Origin of the sequence: Rosettibacter primus (genome assembly GCF_036860675.1) — a bacterium.
GTDB lineage: Bacteria > Bacteroidota > Ignavibacteria > Ignavibacteriales > Melioribacteraceae > Rosettibacter > Rosettibacter primus.
In genome coordinates this window covers 26942-46563 of record NZ_JAYKGK010000010.1, presented here as the reverse complement: position 1 = coordinate 46563, position 19622 = coordinate 26942, and the positions used below count along the sequence as shown (strand labels likewise).

Annotated in this window: 16 protein-coding genes; 12 read left to right on the top strand and 4 right to left on the bottom strand. The window is 31.2% G+C overall.

Annotated features, from left to right (window positions below):
- Positions 1 to 109: 109 nt before the first annotated feature.
- Positions 110 to 562 carry a hypothetical protein gene (locus tag VJY32_RS11855; protein WP_353678132.1) on the top strand — a complete coding sequence of 151 codons (453 nt, stop codon included), beginning with the start codon at positions 110 to 112 and terminating at the stop codon, positions 560 to 562.
- Here VJY32_RS11855 and VJY32_RS11850 read toward each other — a convergent pair.
- Positions 555 to 1373: an SDR family oxidoreductase gene (locus tag VJY32_RS11850; RefSeq protein ID WP_353678131.1), complete on the bottom strand. Its 819-nt coding sequence runs from the start codon at positions 1371 to 1373 to the stop codon at positions 555 to 557. The two genes, VJY32_RS11855 and VJY32_RS11850, sit on opposite strands and share 8 nt — an antisense overlap.
- 141 nt (positions 1374 to 1514) lie before the next feature.
- On the opposite strand from VJY32_RS11850, the gene VJY32_RS11845 reads away from it, so the two are divergent.
- From VJY32_RS11845 to VJY32_RS11835, 3 genes are read left to right on the top strand one after another with little or no spacing between them, the layout of a single operon-like run.
- Positions 1515 to 1898, top strand: a complete 384-nt coding sequence (locus VJY32_RS11845) for a hypothetical protein (RefSeq protein WP_353678130.1) — start codon at positions 1515 to 1517, stop codon at positions 1896 to 1898.
- A complete protein-coding gene (locus tag VJY32_RS11840) occupies positions 1899 to 2399 on the top strand; it encodes an RNA polymerase sigma factor (RefSeq protein ID WP_353678129.1) in 501 nt (166 codons plus the stop codon).
- Positions 2396 to 3610, top strand: a complete 1215-nt coding sequence (locus VJY32_RS11835; protein ID WP_353678128.1) for a FecR domain-containing protein — start codon at positions 2396 to 2398, stop codon at positions 3608 to 3610. The genes VJY32_RS11840 and VJY32_RS11835 overlap by 4 nt, the downstream gene beginning before the upstream one ends.
- On the opposite strand, the gene VJY32_RS11830 is transcribed toward VJY32_RS11835, so the two are convergent.
- On the bottom strand, positions 3607 to 4089 hold the full coding sequence (locus tag VJY32_RS11830) for a YybH family protein (protein WP_353678127.1): 483 nt from the start codon (positions 4087 to 4089) through the stop codon (positions 3607 to 3609). The genes VJY32_RS11835 and VJY32_RS11830 overlap by 4 nt on opposite strands.
- Before the next feature lie 130 nt (positions 4090 to 4219).
- Between VJY32_RS11830 and VJY32_RS11825 the strand changes: the two genes are divergently transcribed.
- Positions 4220 to 4678 (top strand): NYN domain-containing protein, encoded by a 459-nt coding sequence (locus VJY32_RS11825; protein ID WP_353678126.1) that lies wholly within the window; start codon positions 4220 to 4222, stop codon positions 4676 to 4678.
- Position 4679: 1 nt separating this feature from the next.
- On the opposite strand, the gene VJY32_RS11820 is transcribed toward VJY32_RS11825, so the two are convergent.
- On the bottom strand, positions 4680 to 5981 hold the full coding sequence (locus tag VJY32_RS11820; protein WP_353678125.1) for an SUMF1/EgtB/PvdO family nonheme iron enzyme: 1302 nt from the start codon (positions 5979 to 5981) through the stop codon (positions 4680 to 4682).
- 80 nt (positions 5982 to 6061) lie between these two features.
- On the opposite strand from VJY32_RS11820, the gene priA reads away from it, so the two are divergent.
- The gene (gene priA, locus VJY32_RS11815; protein WP_353678124.1) at positions 6062 to 8554 is read left to right on the top strand and encodes a primosomal protein N'; all 2493 of its coding nucleotides are present in this window, start codon (positions 6062 to 6064) and stop codon (positions 8552 to 8554) included.
- A 54-nt stretch (positions 8555 to 8608) separates the two neighbouring features.
- On the opposite strand, the gene VJY32_RS11810 is transcribed toward priA, so the two are convergent.
- Complete coding sequence (locus VJY32_RS11810; protein WP_353678123.1) at positions 8609 to 9433, bottom strand: Yip1 family protein; 825 nt, start codon at positions 9431 to 9433, stop codon at positions 8609 to 8611.
- Between the two features lie 214 nt (positions 9434 to 9647).
- Between VJY32_RS11810 and VJY32_RS11805 the strand changes: the two genes are divergently transcribed.
- The 6 genes from VJY32_RS11805 (at position 9648) to VJY32_RS11780 (ending at position 19343) form a co-directional block, all read left to right on the top strand.
- On the top strand, positions 9648 to 10574 hold the full coding sequence (locus VJY32_RS11805) for a CPBP family glutamic-type intramembrane protease (RefSeq protein ID WP_353678122.1): 927 nt from the start codon (positions 9648 to 9650) through the stop codon (positions 10572 to 10574).
- Positions 10575 to 10587: 13 nt separating this feature from the next.
- Positions 10588 to 10950, top strand: a complete 363-nt coding sequence (locus tag VJY32_RS11800) for a putative signal transducing protein (RefSeq protein ID WP_353678121.1) — start codon at positions 10588 to 10590, stop codon at positions 10948 to 10950.
- The gene (locus tag VJY32_RS11795; RefSeq protein WP_353678120.1) at positions 10934 to 11764 is read left to right on the top strand and encodes a phosphatidate cytidylyltransferase; all 831 of its coding nucleotides are present in this window, start codon (positions 10934 to 10936) and stop codon (positions 11762 to 11764) included. Before VJY32_RS11800 ends, VJY32_RS11795 begins: the two co-directional genes overlap by 17 nt.
- A 23-nt stretch (positions 11765 to 11787) precedes the next feature.
- On the top strand, positions 11788 to 12873 hold the full coding sequence (locus tag VJY32_RS11790) for an alpha/beta hydrolase family protein (RefSeq protein WP_353678119.1): 1086 nt from the start codon (positions 11788 to 11790) through the stop codon (positions 12871 to 12873).
- Between the two features lie 481 nt (positions 12874 to 13354).
- A complete protein-coding gene (gltB, locus tag VJY32_RS11785; RefSeq protein WP_353678118.1) occupies positions 13355 to 17920 on the top strand; it encodes a glutamate synthase large subunit in 4566 nt (1521 codons plus the stop codon).
- Complete coding sequence (locus VJY32_RS11780) at positions 17913 to 19343, top strand: glutamate synthase subunit beta (protein WP_353678117.1); 1431 nt, start codon at positions 17913 to 17915, stop codon at positions 19341 to 19343. Before gltB ends, VJY32_RS11780 begins: the two co-directional genes overlap by 8 nt.
- Positions 19344 to 19622 lie beyond the last annotated feature (279 nt).

The following is a 19622-nucleotide window of genomic DNA, read 5'->3' as shown; positions in this document are numbered from 1 at the left end:
AAATTTCATTGAGAATATATCGTTCTTTAACTTTTAGAGCTTTGGATTTTTGTCATTACTTTTTGATTGAGAATTTATTTTAATGAATAAATTTAACGAAGAGGTTGCTATGAAAAACGGATTAAGTTTTTTAGCAATTGTTCTCTTCTCCATTTCAACAACTATTTACTCACAGGATATTTCTCTCTGCCAATTAATTGGAAAAAATTCAAAAGAAGTAATTCAAAAATTTGGCAAGCCACTTCATCACGACAAATCAAATCCAGCAATGGAATGTATTTATTATCAAACAAAAAATTCAAGAATGGCTTTTATTGCCGATCAGGAAGGTGTTTATCAAATACAAGTTGATTTTATGTATGATTCAGAAAAAAATGCAAGAAATGCTATCGATAAATTTTTGTCTGAATGTGGGGCTAAGAGTCTGAAAGTTGATACTATTAATGTGAGTGATTTTAAAATCACTGGCTCTGGTGTTAAGGTGAGTCTATCATTATTTGAAAATACATATTCAAAAAAATACGAAGTTAAATTCAAGGCAGATCGTTCTACAATTAAATAATATTGTCTAAACCGGTCATTTTTGCACTGGTATGCCAGAATTGTATGAGAAGTTTTTTATCATAAGTTAATGGGTGAGAACGTTCTATTCTTTTATCAATGAAATATTCTCCACTTATATTTTTTACTTCGTTCGATAAGGCAAGATAGACAGATGTTTCTGCTCCTTTTTTTACCGATGCACCAGAAATATTAAATCCAGCTTTTAAAAGTTTTGTTGATATTACTCCAGGATGCAAAGCATTAACTGTTACATTTGTGTTGAACAACTTTTCTGCCAGCATTTTTGTAAATAAAATGTTTGCAAATTTGGATACTGCATAAGCATTATAAGGTGAAAAATATTTTTCACCGTTCAGATTTTCTAAATCAAAATCTGCACTTTGATGTGCTATTGAGCTTACATTGATTATTCTTCCTTGTTCAGATTTTTTGATTAGCTCAATTAAAAGATTTGTTAATAGAAAGTGAGATAGATGATTAATCTGAAAAGTTTTTTCAAAACCATCTTCTGTTAATATGCGTTCTTTCATATAAATGCCGGCATTGTTAATTAATACATCAAGGCATTCAAATTTATTTTTGATTTCATCGGTCATTTTTCTTACCTGCCTAAATGAGGAAAAATCTGCTAAAAAACTATCAATATTATTGTTGTTAGTTTGTCTTTTAATTTCTTCTACAGTCTTGTCAATTCTGTTTTTATCTTTTCCGTGAATAATTATTTTATGACCTAGATGTGCAAGCTCAATAGCAGTTTGTTTGCCAATCCCATCAGTTGACCCTGTAATTAAAATTGTTTTTCTTTCCATAAAATTCTTTATTTATGAATAAAAATATTTGGTTGCAAATCTAACCTTTAACTAATTATTCAGCAATTATAATTCTTTGCTTGAAGTAAATATTTTTTATTTATATCATAACAAGAAGATTTAATATTTACATTAGAAATAATGGGAATTCAACAATTACTTTTAATTGTATTGAGTATAATAGTTATTGGAATTACAGTTTATATCAGCTATAATCTTGTGATTTATTATCTCCAAACTTCAAACCGCGAACAATTAATAACTCAACTTAATAATTTATGTATAGCTGCCCAGCATTATTATAAAAAACCGAGAGAACAGGGAGGTGGCGGGGGGTCTTTTATTGGCTGGAATATTCCGCGGCAGTTTCTTAAAACTGAAGATGGAATTTTTAGAGCTGTAGTTAAAGATGATAAAATAAATTTTAATGCAATTGGCACTCATATTGGCTTGGATAATAAGAATGAAGTTTGTGTTGATGCAGTTGTTAATTCAAAAGAAATTAAAATAATTGTTGTTAATTAAATGAAAGTCGAAAACACTAACTATGTTAATTATCTAATTGAACTTTCGCAGAATGGAAGAAAGAGTGCATTTATTGATTTGTGTGAAATTAATCTTACTAATGTTTTTACTATTATTTATCGCTTAACAGCTGAATATGATTTAAGTAAAAAACTTACAGTTGTAACATTTCTTGAAGCATGGGAAAAAATTAAAAACTATGACTTCAAAATTTCTTTTGTATTATGGATTAAAAATATTGCCATAAGCCATGCACTTGAAAATTTAAATCGTCTTTCTATTTCAACACAGGATATTAATCCTACTGAAGACAGGCTAAAAAATCTTGAAAACATAATAATGAATCTGGATTATGAAAGAAGAATAATTTTTGTTTTGCATGACCTCGAAGGATATACATATGAAGAAATAGCTAATTTTTTGCATTCTGATTTCATAGATGAAATAAAAACAAAATTAATCGAAATAAGGAATTATTTAATAAATAAAATATGTAAATGAATTGTGAAGAAGTAAAAATACTTATACATGATTTTGTCGATGAGCTGCTTAATGATGAAGTAAAAAAACTTGTTTATGGTCATATTCAAAAATGTAATAAGTGCAGAGAAGAATATATAAAGTTAACGAGATTTTTTGACCTGCTTAAAGATATGCCATATCAGGTTAATCCTCCTCAAGATATTATCGAAACTCTGTCGAATGAACTTCTAAAGAAATCTTTGAAAGAAGTGACTGGTATTACCGAAAAATCAAAAGCAAAAGAAATAAAATTAAAACGCGAACAACAAAAACAGGATAGAAAATTAAAGACTGCTCGCGGACCAATTAGAAAAAGTGTTGTAACTCGCTCAATAGCTCCATCATTAAGTAAAGAAGTGGTATTTAAAGGAAGTTTTCAATGGATAAAATTGTTAGTGATTTTACTTCCGCTTTTTATCTTTGCTGTTGGGTATATTGTTTATGATTTTTCTTTAATTAATTCTCCATGGAAAATTAGAATACTTGAAGGCAGTTATTTAATTAACGGCCAAAAAGATTATGCGGGTCTCTGGAATAAAAATTCCATTTTAACAACCGGAGAGAATTCAACAGTAGTTGTAAATGTGCCAAATTCTTGCAGGTTGGAAATTTATTCTAATTCTAAGTTAATTTTATTAAAAGCAAAAAATAATGATAACAGAGTCAAGCTTGAGAACGGAGAAATAAAAATATCCAATTCAGTTTTAATTCCTCACTTCTCAATTGTCACAAATAAATCAAAAATAATTTATAAAGGTGGAATACTAAATCTAAAGGTTGATGATGATATGTTAAAAATATTTGTTGAATCAGGCATTTGCGAAGTTGAAGAAGAAGGAAGTAAGTTATTCGTAGATGAAGGATATGTGTGCGAACTTAGAAAAAATTTTAATATTGGTACGCCATATCGTATTGATGCTGACGATTCATTGAAAACAGAAATAGAAAAGTTTGATTATGAGCGAGGTGGAGAAAGTTCAATTGAAAGAATTATAAAATTATCGAGAGCTGAAGATGCATTGACACTCTTAGCATTAATTCCAAAAGTATCAGCTTCGTATAGAGCAGTTTTATTTCAGAAAATTGCAAATCATTATCCACCGCCAAGTAATGTAACTTATGAAGGAATAATAAAACTCAATGATGAAATGCTAAAAAGATGGTGGAGAGAAATTGAATGGCAGCTTTAATTATAAGTTAAAGTAGGAATGCTTAAAGACCTGAAAATTTTCCAGCCTTCGTTTTTATCTTTCTTAAGAATTTTAATACTTCTTTCTGAATAAATTGGGTTCATTCTTTTTTCAATAGGATCAGGCATAAGAAATGAGCCGTAAATGATGGCATAAGCTAAGTCGTTTTGAACAGATAATTCTTCAATTCTTATTTCCCATTTGCCTTCAGGATATTCTTTTCTGTATTGATAAAGTTCATTTGTTAAAGCTTCAACTCCAATTACATCATCTGAATCTGCAGCCATACCCTTGTAATTTTCGTCAATTAATGTTACAGCTGTTTCTATGTCGCCGGAATTATAAGCAGTATAAAAATGGTCAATCAACTTACGAATGGCTTCTTCTTCTGCGGTTTTGGCAATTCTTTTTTCCGATTCAGGTACTTCTTTTGTGCAAGCTGTAACAAATAGAATAAATATTAAAAATGCATATTTCATGTCACAAATAAATTTTACTTACACAATTATAATAATTATTGGAATGAAGTAACATACCTCAGCATAATGAAAATTTATGTTTCAATAGTTTTTTTCAATTCTTAATTTAAAAGCAAAATTTCTGATATTTATGAATCACTATATTATTGATGGAAATAATTTAATTGGAAAAATTCCTGAACTCAAAAAAGTTCATGAGATAGATAAACAACAAAGCCGACTTGAACTTATAAATCTTTTAAATGATTACTTTGCAGGCAAGAAAATTAAATTGTCACTACATTTTGATGGTTATGAGAAATCTCATCTTAGAATTGTAAATGGAAAAATTAAATATTCAAAAAACTTACAGGCAGATTTAATGATAAGAAAAGAAATTGATGAAGCTAAATCAAAAAGATTAATTACACTGATTACTTCTGATTTATCTCTCATAGAATATGCAAAAGTAAATGGTTGCAGGTATAAAACTTCAGAAGATTTTTATAACGAAATTAAAAATTCAAATCAAGTAGATGAAGAAGAAGAAAAAATAAAAATTCTTGAAAAGGAGAAAGATATATTTAAAGAAATTTTTGGGATTGAATAATTTACTGTGCAATTCTTACAATTCTAAAACCCACATTAGAACCTCTTGCACGATTCTCATAATAATTGCGATAATAAACTTTATTGAAAACAGCATCGTCAGTCCAGCTGCCTCCTCTAATAACATGAGAATTTCCTGATAAAGGTCCTGTTGGATTTTGTGCCGGAGATTGTGAGTAATAATTTTCATCATAATAATCCCAACAATATTCCCATACATTTCCACTCATATCATGAATTCCAAGTTCATTAGGAGATTTTAATCCTACGGAGTGAGGTGCATTATCTGAGTTGTTATAATACCATGCTACTTCAGCGATGTTTGAACTTCCACTGAACTTTGTATTTTTGCTTTGTAATCCACCTCTTGCTGCAAATTCCCATTCTGCTTCGGTGGGAAGACGATAACCATTTGCATTAAAATCGCAAACTATTTTTCCGCCTTCGTATCTGTAGCATTGCTGTAGGCCTTCAAGTATACTTCGTTGATTACAAAATTCAATTGCATCATTCCATGTGATTGATTCTACAGGATTATCATCATTCCAGAATTTTGCAGGATTATTTCCCATCGTTTCAATCCAGTTCCTCTGAGTGATTTCATATTTTGAAATATAGAATGAAGATAAATTAACATCATGCGCTGGTTTCTCAGAGTAACTGCCATCACCAAAGGTATCTCCCATTCTGAAAGTTCCACCCTGAACAAAAATCATTTGTATTTCAGTTAAATTCGATAAAGTAATTTCATAATTAGAAGTTTTATCAGGATAAATAAAAATACTTTCTTTTTTGACTGCATATTTTTCTTTGGTTACCGAAAAAATGTTTGCACCTGCAGGAATATTTACCAAATGAAATGTTCCATTATTTCCTGTAGTAATTTTTGATGAATAATTCTCAATTTGAATTGATGCTCCTTCAATACCTTTTTTAGTAATCTCATCAATAACTCTTCCGGATATGGACATTAAAATTCTTAAAATTATTTGAACATTAGTTGTATCATTATATTTCACGACGGCATTGATTACCGCTTTCAAGTATCCTTCTTTTTCTGCAATTATTTTATAGATTCCTGCATTGATATCATTCAACACAAATATTCCGGATTGATTTGTAATCAACACATTAGTCTCTGGCTCTGTTGTTATTTTTACATTTGCCAGAGGATTACCATTAATGTCAATAACAACTCCAATCAACTTTGTTTTAACTAATGAATCAGCAGGATTTGAATCCTGTTTTGAACAAGCAATAATTAATAATGATAAAATGATTGATGAAAAAACAATTCGTTGCATTGTAAAAGATTTCCATATAGTTATTACAAAGATAGACATTTCGTTAATTAATTTTGTTAAGGTTATCTGGATTAATTAAATTGTATCCGAATTATTTAATCAATTTAATTATGTATGCTCAAGTAGTATTTCCACTTCCATTTAGAAATACTTTTACTTACTCAATACCAGAAGAATTATTGGATTTGGTTCAAATTGGTGTTCGAGTGGTTGCTCCATTTGGCAAAAGAATTCTTACAGGTTTTGTTGTTGGAATAAGTGAAACTACCAATGTCAAAGAAAAGATAAAACCAATTAAGGATGTTTTAGATGTACATCCAATTTTTGATAAAGACTCGCTTAAATTTTATGAATGGATAGCTGATTATTACTTAAGCTCACTTGGCGAAGCTCTTAAAAATTCTGTCCCATATGGAACAGAAATAGAATCTAAAAGAAAAGTTGTGGCAGATAAAGAATTTTGTGCTGAACTTCTTACAAAAGAAAAAAAACAAAATACAATCAAATCAAAATTACTTGGCATTCTATCTCAAAAAGAGGTCATAAAAATTTCACAGCTGCAGAAAGAATTAAAAAATAAAAATCTTTATTCAGTACTTAGAAATCTGGAAAAATTAGGTGCTGTTACAATACTTAATGAAATTGAAAGTGCTAAAGTTAGAGTAAAAAAAGTAAAGTGTGTTAAGCTGAAGAAAAGTATAGATGAGACATATCAAAATTTACCTGCAGTTGAAAAATCATCACCCAAACAGGTTGTAATACTACTTGAACTTTTATCATCCAGAGAAGAAGTTTTCTTAAATGAATTATTAAAAAAAACAAAAACAAGCTTATCTTCGATTAATAGTTTGGTTAAAAAAGGGTTAATAGAAATTTATGAAAAGGAAATTGAAAGAACTTATAAAGAAACTTATAAAGAAGAGTTAAAAGAATTTCAATTAACAGAGGCACAAAAAAATGTTATTGATAGAGTAACTGAAGCATTCGATAAAAATAAATTCGAAACTTTTCTTTTGCATGGAGTTACAGGAAGCGGCAAAACACAAGTGTACATTGAATTAACAAAAAGAGTAATTAATAATGGGAAAAATGTTATAATACTCGTTCCTGAAATTTCACTCACACCTCAAATTACATCTCGGTTCATAAATTATTTTGGAGATACGGTTGCGGTATTTCACAGCAGAATGTCATTAGGCGAAAGATATGATACATGGCGGGGGATAATATCAGACAAATATAAAATTGTTATTGGTCCCCGCTCAGCATTATTTGCACCATTAAAAAACATTGGATTGATAGTAGTTGACGAAGAACATGACCAGAGTTATAAACAACAGGAAATTGTTCCTAAATATCATGCAAGAGATTCTGCGATTATAAGAGCAAAATTTAGTAACTGTCCTATTATACTTGGGTCTGCCACGCCTTCCATTGAAAGTATGTACAATGCAATTAATGGAAAATATGTATTGCTTGAACTTCCAGAAAGAATTGATAATGCAAAAATGCCGGTCATTAAATTAATTGATGTAGTAATTGAACAGAAAAAGAAAAGAATGGAAAGTATATTTTCAAAAATTTTACTTGAAGAAATAAGCAGCCGGATTTCGAAGAAAGAAAGTGTAATCATTTTACAAAATAGAAGAGGTTTTGCAACTCAGGTTTATTGTAATGATTGTGGAGAAGTTATTCTTTGTCCTGATTGTTCAGTTTCAATGGTTCATCATATAAATAAGAACATATTGAAATGTCACTATTGTGGAATTACATTGCCAGTCCCCAAAGCCTGTCCAGTCTGTGGTTCATTATCCTTAAAATTTTTTGGAACAGGAACCCAGCGTGTGGAAGATGAACTTGAATTTTATTTTCCAGATTTGAAAATAGAAAGAGTTGATTCCGATGCAATTGAAAGAAAAGGTAAACTTGGAGAAATACTCAATAGATTTAGAAAAGGAGAAATTAATATTTTAGTTGGAACACAGATGGTTTCGAAAGGATTGGATTTTGCAAACGTAACTTTAGTGGGAGTTATTTCAGCAGAAACTACACTCTGGATTCCTGACTTTAGAGCAGATGAAAGAACATTTCAATTATTAACACAAGTAGCAGGAAGATCAGGGAGAAGCGAAAAACAGGGGGAAGTGATTATTCAAACACAGAATTCAAGAAATTTTGTTCTTCAAAAAGTTCTGCAAAATGATTACAAAGGATTTTATGAAAAAGAAATTGTTCTAAGACAAAAAGGCGAATATCCTCCCTTTACGAGACTTGGTTTAATTGAAATTAAAGATGAAAAAGAGGAACGCGCTCGTGCTGCAATTACAGAATTATATAGTTATCTGAAGAAATATGAAAAAGTATTAAAAATTTCTCCTCCAACAGAAGCCGTAATTTATAAACTCAAAGGTTTCTACAGATTTCACATTCTTGTTAGAAGTTCGAAAAAGACTGACCCTTCCGGGAAAATACTCCGAAATGCAATATTGAATTCTTACATAGAATTTAATCAAAAGACAAAATTCAAAGATGTAAAATTGTTGATTGATATTGACCCCCAGAATATTTTGTAAAAGCAATGCGCTATCAGCAGTCTTGAATTTGAATGCTGACAGCGCAAAATTGAACTATGCACTTAAAAAGCTTAAGAAAGGAACTGCTTTTGCAATCAAGAAGAGTATAAGTCCAAATCCAATCCACATGCAGAAAATCAATACAAAATATTTTACAAGAGATTGTGACTTAAACATTTTAGCAAATCCGATACTAACAATTGCATAAAACCATATTGAAAAAATATCTAACTTGGAGAGCACAAAGTGAGTAAATGATGTTTGTTCTGTTTCAATAAATGCTGCTAAACTTGTAGAGGTAAAAAATTTATCGGTTGCAAAAGCTAATATTACCATGACTATTACCTGAATTACAAAAATGTAATAAGGAAGTCCATATGCCGACATAGCATCTTTGTAAGTTCCGTTCCCTTTCAATATTAATTTTGTGAGTAAAAAGAAAACACCCGATACAATAAAAAATGAAATAAAAGTAAATATTAAAATTCCGAATGCACTAAAAATTGTATTTGCTATTCCACCGCGTTCCATTCTTTCTCTTATAGTTTCGAGCTGTTGTTCTTTTTGAGCTTCTGTCATCTGTCCTTTTGCAACAGCATCATCAAAATTTTTTTCTAATCGAGCCATCTGCTTTTCAATTACAGAGGACTTTATTGCAGGGTTGCTCATCATCAATATGTTTGATAATATTGCAACGACAATAAAAATGATAACTGGAATTAACCAATCGCTTGTTTTTGGTCCCAATGCACTCATCTTTGAGAAAGTATTAATTGGCTCAGAGAATACACCAACCAGCTTATCAGTGTGGTTTAGTTCAAGTTCTTCTGGTTCATTCGGAGATGTTTCTGTTGCTTGATGGTTCTTAGTTTCTTCCATTAATTTGTTCCTCCTTTATTTGTTTGAGGTGTGCCTTATAAAATTAGAAAAAAAAATCATAAGTTTTTAAAAAAATCTTGTATTAGTAGAAATATTTAATTAACCTAAAGATAGAAGGAAAATAGTATCTTAATTAATTTCATCAAATAAATTGAAAATTTATTCTTAATTTTTACATGGGAATGTAATTTTTCAAATAAAATTCTACTGAAATATGAATGATGAACTAAATCCACAACCGCAGAGAACAGAGCACCCGGTAATTAATATTACTCCACTTTCAGCTGCATTCCTTGGTCTTGCACTTGTTTTTATTCTATATCAATTCGGGGGTGCAATACTGACTTTATTAATCTTTGGTCTTGATTTTGAAAAAGCTGATATCAATGCTGTTAGATTGCTTACAATGGGAGGTCAAATTCTTTTGATTCTTGTTCCAGCATTGCTTTTGAGCAAATTCATTTATGTTGATGTAACTTCAATATTGAGAGTCAGATTCCCTCATAAGAAAGAAATTGTTGTGTTCGTAATTGGATTAATAATTCTTACTCCTTTACTTCAGAATTATTTATATATTCAAAATTATTTGATCGAAAAAATTGCTCAAAGCAATCAGGTTATTAAATCAATTAAAAATATTGTTGACCAGCTTGATAAACTTCTTGAATCAACCTATTCAAACTTGATAGTAGCTCATTCTTTTTTTGAAGGATTATTCATAATTCTAATTGTTGCTGTTGTTCCTGCATTATGCGAGGAAGTATTTTTCAGAGGGTATGTTCAATCAAGTTTTGAACATAAATTCAAACCATTAATGAGTGCTCTACTGACAGCGTTTTTCTTTGGCATTTATCATTTCAATCCATATGGTTTAATTCCATTAATTGCACTTGGGACTTACTTTGGTTTTGCTGCTTATATGAGCAATTCGATTTTTGTTCCTATGACACTTCACTTCCTGAACAATTTTTTAGCTGTGATTGCTTTCTTTGCATTTGGTAGTGAAGAATTAATTACTTCAAAAGTTTCACCTAAAAATGAAATTGTACCAAACATTATCAGTTTTATTTTGCTTGGTTTATTGTTTGCGGGTTTTGTTTATTATATAAAGAAAAATTATTATCGTTTTCAAACAAAATAAAGGAACACAAAAAATGATTTGTCCAAATTGTGAATATGAGTATATTGAAGGAATTACTGTTTGTCCAGACTGTGGAACTCAACTAATACCCAAAGAAGATTTCGAAGGAAATCTTGTTCATCCATCTGATTGGATTGTAGTTTATACTTGTTCAGAATATTATGAAGCAGAGATGTTAAAAACAAATCTTGAAAGTGCAGATATTGAAGTTCTCATACTCTCTCAAAAAGATAGAAATTATCCGGCTGTGGGAAATTTATCAATAGTTAAACTTCTTGTTAAAAAAACTGAACAGGAAGAAGCTCTTGAAATTATTAATGATATAAATAGAAGAAATAAAATTAACAACGGAGATGAAAATGACGAAAATGAGTAATCTATCTACAAGAGTAATAGTTGCTCTTTTCGCAATCCCATTTATTATAATTTTATCAATTGTTGGTAAAGTTCCATTTTTAATTTTTGTGTTTTTTATTGGAGTAGTTTCTTTTTTTGAATTTTCAAACATTCTTAAAAGAAGAAGATTTTTCCCCAATCAATTAATTGGGGGTTTATCTGTCCTTGCAATTATTCTTAACAGCTATATTGAATTTCTGGAATTTGAATTTCTTTTTTTAATATTAGTAGCTCTTCTTTTGATGATAGAATTATTTAGAAATAAAGATTCTGCAATTGCAAATATTGGGGCATCATTAATTGGAATTTTTTATATAGGATTATTTTCTTCGTCTATTGTAAAAATTAGAGAATTTTACAGCGAAACACTTTTTAATTATGACCAGGGCGGATATTTAATAATTTCAATTCTTGCAGCAATCTGGATTTGTGACTCGGCTGCATATTTTATTGGAAGTGCTTTTGGTAAGCATAAGATATTTCCTCGCATAAGTCCAAATAAAAGTTGGGAAGGTTCGTTAGCTGGATTTGTATTTTCAATTCTTACAATGATTGTTGCTAAGTTTATTTTATTAGACCTTCTTACTCTGGGTAATGCAATTGTTATTGGAATTATTATTGGATTATTTGGTCAAATGGGAGATTTTGTAGAAAGTATGATTAAACGTGATGCAAATGTGAAAGATTCTTCTTCGTTAATTCCTGGTCATGGCGGAATATTTGACAGATTTGATTCTTTGATATTTAGTGCACCATTAATTTATATCTATCTTTATTACTTTGCTCAAATTTGATTTAGTTCAATAAGGAGTATGATATGAAAAATTTTAAGGAAGTTTTTTTGATAATCATTTTTGTTTATACTGCAAATATATTCGCACAGGATTTAGAATCTATCAAAAAAGATTTGAACGAACTAAAAAAGTACAAAGAGAATCTTGAACATCGTATTGATATTCTCGAAAAAAATATTGATGACATTCTTTGGTTTCACAGACTTAGTGATGTTGCAATTGTTGATAAAGTTTTTTTGACAGGACCACCATTGGCTAAAGAGAAAAATCCAACTTCTCAGGGAGCAGGCAATCCTGTCAAATTCTGGTCTTATGTCTTTATACCTAAAGAAGTTGATTATTCAAAAAAATATCCATTGATTGTTTTTCCTCATGGTGGAGTGCATGCAAGTTTTACAACTTATTATACACATATCATTAGAGAATTAATTTATCAAAAATACATTGTTGTTGCGGCAGATTATCGAGGAAGCACTGGCTACGGCAAATCATTTTATGAAAAAATTGATTATGGAGGATTAGAAATTGAAGATGTAGATGCGAGCAGAAAATTTATGATTGAAAATTATGAATTTGTTGACAGCAATCGAGTTGGTATAATCGGGTGGAGCCATGGTGGATTAATTGCACTTATGTGTGTTTTCAACCATCCTGATAATTATAAAGTATGTTTTGCTGGAGTTCCAGTAAGTGATTTAATAGCAAGAATGGGTTATAAAGATGATGAATATCGTAAATTATTTTCTGCAGATTATCATATTGGCAAAACTGCAGAAGAAGATGTAAATGAATATAAAAGAAGGTCGCCTGCCTGGAATGCTGATAAACTTAAAACGCCGCTTTTGATTCATACGAACACTAATGATGAAGATGTAAATGTGTTAGAAGTTGATCATTTAATAAAATCTTTGAAAGCTGCAAATAAAAAATTTGAATACGAAATTTTTAAAGATTTACCCGGAGGACATTCTTTTGATAGACTGGATACTAAATTAGCAAGAGAAATACGAATAAAAATTTATAAGTTTCTTGATAAATATCTAAATCCCCCGATTAAAATAAATTCATTAAAAGATATTAATAAAGCAGCTTATCTGAAAGCTAATTAAGGAAAGAACTTTATTTTTCTTATTAAGTAAAGAGAAATAATGTGACGGCATAAATAATTAAGCTAATTAATTGGCTGCACATAAAAAAATTTCATTTAAAATATAACATGTCTTGAAATTTCCATTTCTATTAATTACCTTTGCATAAAAATTTTATAAGCGTAGAAAGATAATTCCAAAAGAATATCTTTTTATTAATTACAAGCCACAAGCTATAAAAAAATTACACTGGTTTAATTTAATGTTTTTATAAAAGCTTTATTGAGTTATTTAAATGAAAAAAAATTATTACAAAATTCATAAAAGAAAATTTTCTTTACGTCAAGTTGTCTACTTGATGAGTAAAATGTTTATACCTAGTTATTATTACAAAATTTGTTTTCAATTAACTCATCAACAAAAAATCTAATATTGAAACTATTGACCTCTCTGCGGTAATCCAAATTTTTCAAAGATGTAAAATTGAAGTAAGGAGAAAATAATGGAAAGTGATTTTAATAATTTTAGAAAAGCAGATGGAAGTTTAATGGCAAATGGATTATATGATCCAAGATTTGAACATGATAATTGTGGTGTAGGGTTCGTTGCTAAACTTGATGGTATTCCTACCCATAGAATTGTAACCGATTCAATTTCTGTGTTAATTAATCTTGAACACCGCGGGGCAACGGGTGGGGATAAATCTACAGGCGATGGTGCTGGTATTATGGTTCAGCTACCCGATAAATTTTTCAGAAACGAAGTCGGTGAAATTAAAATTCCGCAGATGGGTGATTATGCAGTTGGTATGGTATTTCTTCCAAGCAATAATAAACTTTCATATAAATGTCAAAAAATTGTTGAAAAAATTACAATGGAAGAAGGTTGTGATGTTTTAGGGTGGAGACAAGTACCGACTGATAATTCCATTATAGGTGACTTAGCTAAAAAAACTGAACCTAAAATTTATCAATTATTCATACATCGTGGTAAAATTCTAAAAGATGATTTTGAAAGAAAACTTTATGTTATTAGAAGATTAGCAGAAAAAGAAATTGCCTCCTTAGAAGAGGATACAAGCCAATTTTATATCGCAAGTTTATCTTCAAATAGAATTGTATATAAAGGTTTGTTGTCGGCACATCAACTTACTACTTACTATCCTGATCTTTCTAATGAAAATTTTGTATCGTGTTATGGAGTTGTTCATCAAAGATATAGCACTAATACTTTGCCGACATGGAATCTTGCACAACCATTCAGGTTTATGGCTCATAATGGTGAAATAAATACATTGAGTGGAAATATAAATCGAATGAAGGCACGTGAGCCGTTGTTGAAATCAGAATTGTTTGGTGATGATATTGAAAAAATAAAACCAATAATTGTAGAATCAGGAAGTGATTCTGCAATATTTGATAATGTTCTCGAACTGCTCGTGCTTGCAGGCCGTTCTATTCCACATGCTATGATGATGATGGTTCCGGAAGCATATGGACCAAAAATTCAAATGAGTGAAGATAAAAGAGCTTTTTATGATTTTCATTCTTCAATTATGGAACCATGGGATGGACCAGCTGCTATTGTATTTTGTGATTCGAGATTTCTTGGTGGTATCCTGGATAGAAATGGTCTTAGACCAGCAAGATATACTATAACTCGTGATGGTCTTGTTGTTCTTGCATCTGAAAGTGGTGTGCTTGATATTCCACCAGAAGACATGATTAAAAGAAGTCGCCTGTCGCCAGGTAAAATGTTACTTGTTGATTTTATGCAAAATAGAGTTGTGCCAGATAAAGAAATAAAAGCTAAAATATCAAGACAAAAACCATATAGAAGGTGGATAAAAGATAATATAATTACACTAAGAGGATTATATAATCCATCTTCTGCTCCAACAGAAAAAGAAGAAATTTTGATTAAAAAACAGAAAGTATTTGGTTATACTGATGAAGAATTAAAATTAATTATTACTCCGATGGCATCCCGCAGTCAGGAAGCTGTAGGTGCTATGGGAAACGATACTCCTCTTGCAATTTTATCGAATAGACCAAATTTACTTTTTTATTACTTTAAACAAAGATTTGCTCAGGTTACAAATCCACCAATTGACCCTCTTAGAGAAGAATTAGTAATGTCTCTTGAAAGTTTTGCAGGTGGAGAAGGAAATTTATTGGCAGAAGCTCCAGAAAACTTTAGAGGTTTCAAATTCTCTCATCCTGTTTTAACTACTGATGACCTTAAAAAAATTGAACAGGCAAACCACCCAAGTGTAAAAGTAAAATATATTGACATGCTTTTCGATAAACACGGCGGCGATAATGCAATGGAGTTTGCCCTTGATTCAATTTTTCAAAGTGCTGAAAAATATATAGAGGAAGGAACAACATTGATTATTCTTTCCGACAGAAATGTTAATGAAGAAAAAGTTCCAATTCCTTCTTTATTGGCTGTTGCAGGATTACATCACTACTTGATTAGAAAGGGTTTGAGAACAAAAGCAAGTATAATTGTTGACTCCGGCGAAGTAAGAGAAGTAATGAACTTTGCTCTGCTTATTAGTTATGGTGCCGATGCAATTTGTCCTTATCTTGCTTTAAATACTGTAAGGTATCTTGCTGAAAATAATTTATTAGAACAAAAATTAAAACCAGAAGAAGCAATTGACTCATACATAATTGCAGTTAAAAAAGGTTTGCTTAAAACAATGAGCAGATTGGGAATCTCTACTTTGCACAGTTATTTTGCAGCTCAAACTTTTGAAGCTATTGGTATTAGTAAAGAAGTAATTGATAAATATTTTACTGGAACAATATCCCGGCTTGGTGGAATTGGATTATATGAAATTCAAAAAGAAGCCATAATAAGACATAACTATGGTTATCCAGAAAAGGCAATTCCAACAGATAATTTACTTGAACCGGGTGGTGAATATAGCATTCGTGTTGGAGGTGAAAAACATTTCTGGAATCATGACTCTATTGCTAAACTTCAGCTTGCTACAAGAACTAATGATTATGAAATATTTAAAGAATATACTAAGATTGTTAATGAAGGTGAAGATAGCCCGGTGACGATTCGAAGAATGCTAAAGTTTAAGAAACGTAATCCAATACCAATTGAAGAAGTAGAACCAGTTGAAAGCATAATTAAAAGATTTGTTGTATCTGCAATGTCCTTTGGTTCGATAAGTAAAGAAGCTCATGAAACAATTGCAATAGCAATGAATAGATTAGGTGCTCGAAGTAATTCAGGCGAGGGTGGAGAAGATATGGAAAGAAATAAAATTGATGAAAATGGTGATACAGCAAGATCCAAAGTTAAACAGGTTGCTTCGGGACGGTTCGGTGTTACGCCTGAATATCTATTAAGTGCGGATGAACTTCAAATAAAAATTGCTCAAGGTGCAAAACCCGGTGAAGGAGGTCAATTACCAGGTCATAAAGTTACGCCAGAGATTGCTAAGGTTCGTCATACAATTCCAGGAGTTACTTTAATTTCTCCACCACCTCATCACGATATTTATTCAATTGAAGATCTTGCACAATTAATTTATGACTTAAAATGCATTAATCCTGATGCTAAAGTCTCTGTTAAACTTGTATCTGAATCAGGTGTTGGAACAGTAGCTGCTGGTGTAGCTAAAGCGAAAGCAGATATTGTTTTAATATCCGGTTACGAAGGTGGAACAGGAGCTTCTCCTTTAACATCAATCAAACATACTGGAATTCCATGGGAAATTGGACTTGCAGAAACTCATCAAACCTTAATTTATAATAATTTGAGAGATAAAATTCGTGTTCAGGTGGATGGTCAAATCAAAACTGGAAGAGATATTGCTATTGCAGCTTTACTTGGTGCAGAAGAATTTGGATTTGCAACTTCTGTTTTAATTACTATTGGTTGTGTAATGTTAAGAAAATGTCATCTGAATACTTGTTCTGTTGGAGTAGCAACACAAGACCCAAACTTAAGAGCAAAATTTTCTGGTAAACCTGAATACATTGAAAGATATTTCAGATTTCTTGCACAGGACTTAAGAGAAATTATGGCTGAATTAGGTTTTAGAACAATAGATGAAATGGTAGGTCATACAGAAATTCTCGAGTATGATCCACCAAAAGAACTATGGAAAGCACAAAAGTTTGATTTAACTCCTTTACTAAATTCAATGGTTGATACGGCTGGTAAATGCTGCATGGTTAATGTACCAAATAAAGTTGATGTTTTTGATGAGCAAATAATTGAATTAGTGAAACCGGCTTTAGAAGAACAAAAACCTGTAGAACTTGAAATGCCAATTAGAAATATTCACAGAACTGTAGGTGCAAGATTAAGCGGTGAAATTGTGAAACGTTATGGTGCTAAAGGTCTACCTGATGATACAATTAAATTGAATTTTAAAGGCTCAGCAGGCCAAAGTTTTGGTGCTTTTCTTGCCCCGGGTATTACTTTAAAAGTTGAAGGTGATGTAAATGATTATATGGGCAAAGGAATTTCAGGCGGAAGAATTATAATCGTTCCTCCTGAAAATGCAGGATTTACACCGCACGAAAATATTATATGTGGTAATGTGGCTCTTTATGGTGCAACTGGAGGTGAAGTCTATATCAATGGTAGAGCAGGTGAAAGATTTGCAGTTCGTAATAGTGGTGCAAAAGCAGTTGTAGAAGGAGTTGGAGACCATGGCTGTGAATATATGACTGGCGGAATTGTAGTTTGCATCGGTTCTACAGGGAAAAATTTTGCAGCTGGAATGAGTGGCGGCATTGCTTATGTATTTGATGAAAATCAATTGTTCGATACAAGATGTAATCTCGATATGGTTGACCTCGAAAGTGTATGGAATAAGCAGGATAAAATATTTTTGCGTTCCATGATTGAAAGACATTATTATTTTACAAATAGTCCAAAAGCCAAAATGATTCTTGAAAAATGGGAATCAAGTTTGCCAATGTTTGTTAAAGTAATGCCGATTGATTATCGTAAGTCACTTGAAAGAATGAAACTCAGCGAACATGCTGACGTAGAAACAGTATCTGCTACAGAGGAGGTTTATAATGGCTAAAGCAACAGGATTTATTGAATACCAAAGAGAAAATCCTCAAAAATTACCTGTTCAGGAAAGAATAAGGAATTTTAAGGAATTCGAAATTCTTCTTCCTGAAGAAAAAACAATGATACAGGCGGCAAGATGCATGGATTGTAGTATACCTTATTGCCATTCTTATGGATGTCCTTGCAATAATCGAATTCCAGATTGGAATGATATGGTCTATAAAAATCATTGGAAGAAAGCATTAGACTTGCTTCACTCTACAATAAATTTTCCAGAGTTTACAGGGAGAGTGTGCCCTGCACCTTGTGAATATGCCTGCACTTTGTCAATCAATCAACAACCTGTTTCAATCAAACATATTGAACTCCAGATAGTAGAAAAAGGATGGCGGGAAGGATGGATTGTGCCTCAAGTAGCATCAATTAAAACAGGTAAAAAAGTTGCTGTCATCGGTTCTGGTCCTGCAGGTTTAGCTGCTGCGCAGCAACTTGCAAGATATGGACATCAAGTTGTTGTATTTGAAAAAAGTGACCGCATCGGAGGTTTATTACGATATGGAATCCCTGATTTCAAATTAGAAAAATGGATAATCGACAGACGCTTAGAACAATTAAAAGCAGAAGGTGTAGTTTTTGAAACAGGCGTTAATGTCGGTGTTGATATTTCCGCTAACTACTTAAATAGAACATATGATGCTATTGTAATAGCCGCAGGTGCTACAATTCCGAGAGATTTAAATATTCCTGGCAGAGAACTTAAAGGAATTCACTTTGCAATGGAATATTTAACTCAACAAAATAAACTTAATGCTGGTGATTATATTCCTGAAGATAAAATAATTACAGCTAAGGATAAACATGTTGTTGTCATAGGCGGCGGTGATACTGGTTCGGATTGTGTTGGAACAGCAAGACGTCAAGGAGCAAAAGAAATTACTCAAGTGGAAATTTTACCTAAGCCGCCGGAAAAAAGAACCCTTTACAATGCATGGCCTACTTGGCCTAAAATTTTGTTTACCTCAACTTCGCACGAAGAAGGATGCAATCGATTATGGTCATTATCCGCAAAATCATTTGAAGGGGAAGATGGACAGGTAAAAGCAATTAATTTCAGTGAACTGAGGTGGAGTGAACCAGATAAATTTGGAAGAGCCAACTTTGAGGAAGTACCAAATTCGAATATTAAAATAAAAGCTGATTTGGTTCTTTTAGCAATGGGATTCTTGCACGTCGAACATGGAAATTTAGTAAATGATTTGAATATGAAAATTGATAATCGCGGAAATATTGTTGTGGATAAAAATTACAAAACATCAGTCGATAAATTTTTTGCAACCGGAGATTCTATTATTGGAGCTTCACTCGTAGTTAGAGCAATAAGTCACGGAAGAAAAGTTGCAGCTGAAGTTAATAAGTATTTAACAAATGTATGATATAGAATGTGGAATTAGGAATTAGGAATGTGGAGTTAGGAATTTGAAATGAAGAATTAGGAATTAGGAATTTGAAATGAAGAATTAAGAATGTGGAATTAGGAATGTGAAATTAAGAGTGTGGAATGAAGAATTGATATGAATGGCAATTAATATTGATTTATGAATTTTAGTTAAAAAAATTTTTATTGTAGTAAATCATCTAGGGCGCTTATAAAATTTTATCGAGGGAATTTTTTTAAGTACATTTTGAAAACAATCCTTAATGATGAAAATTAA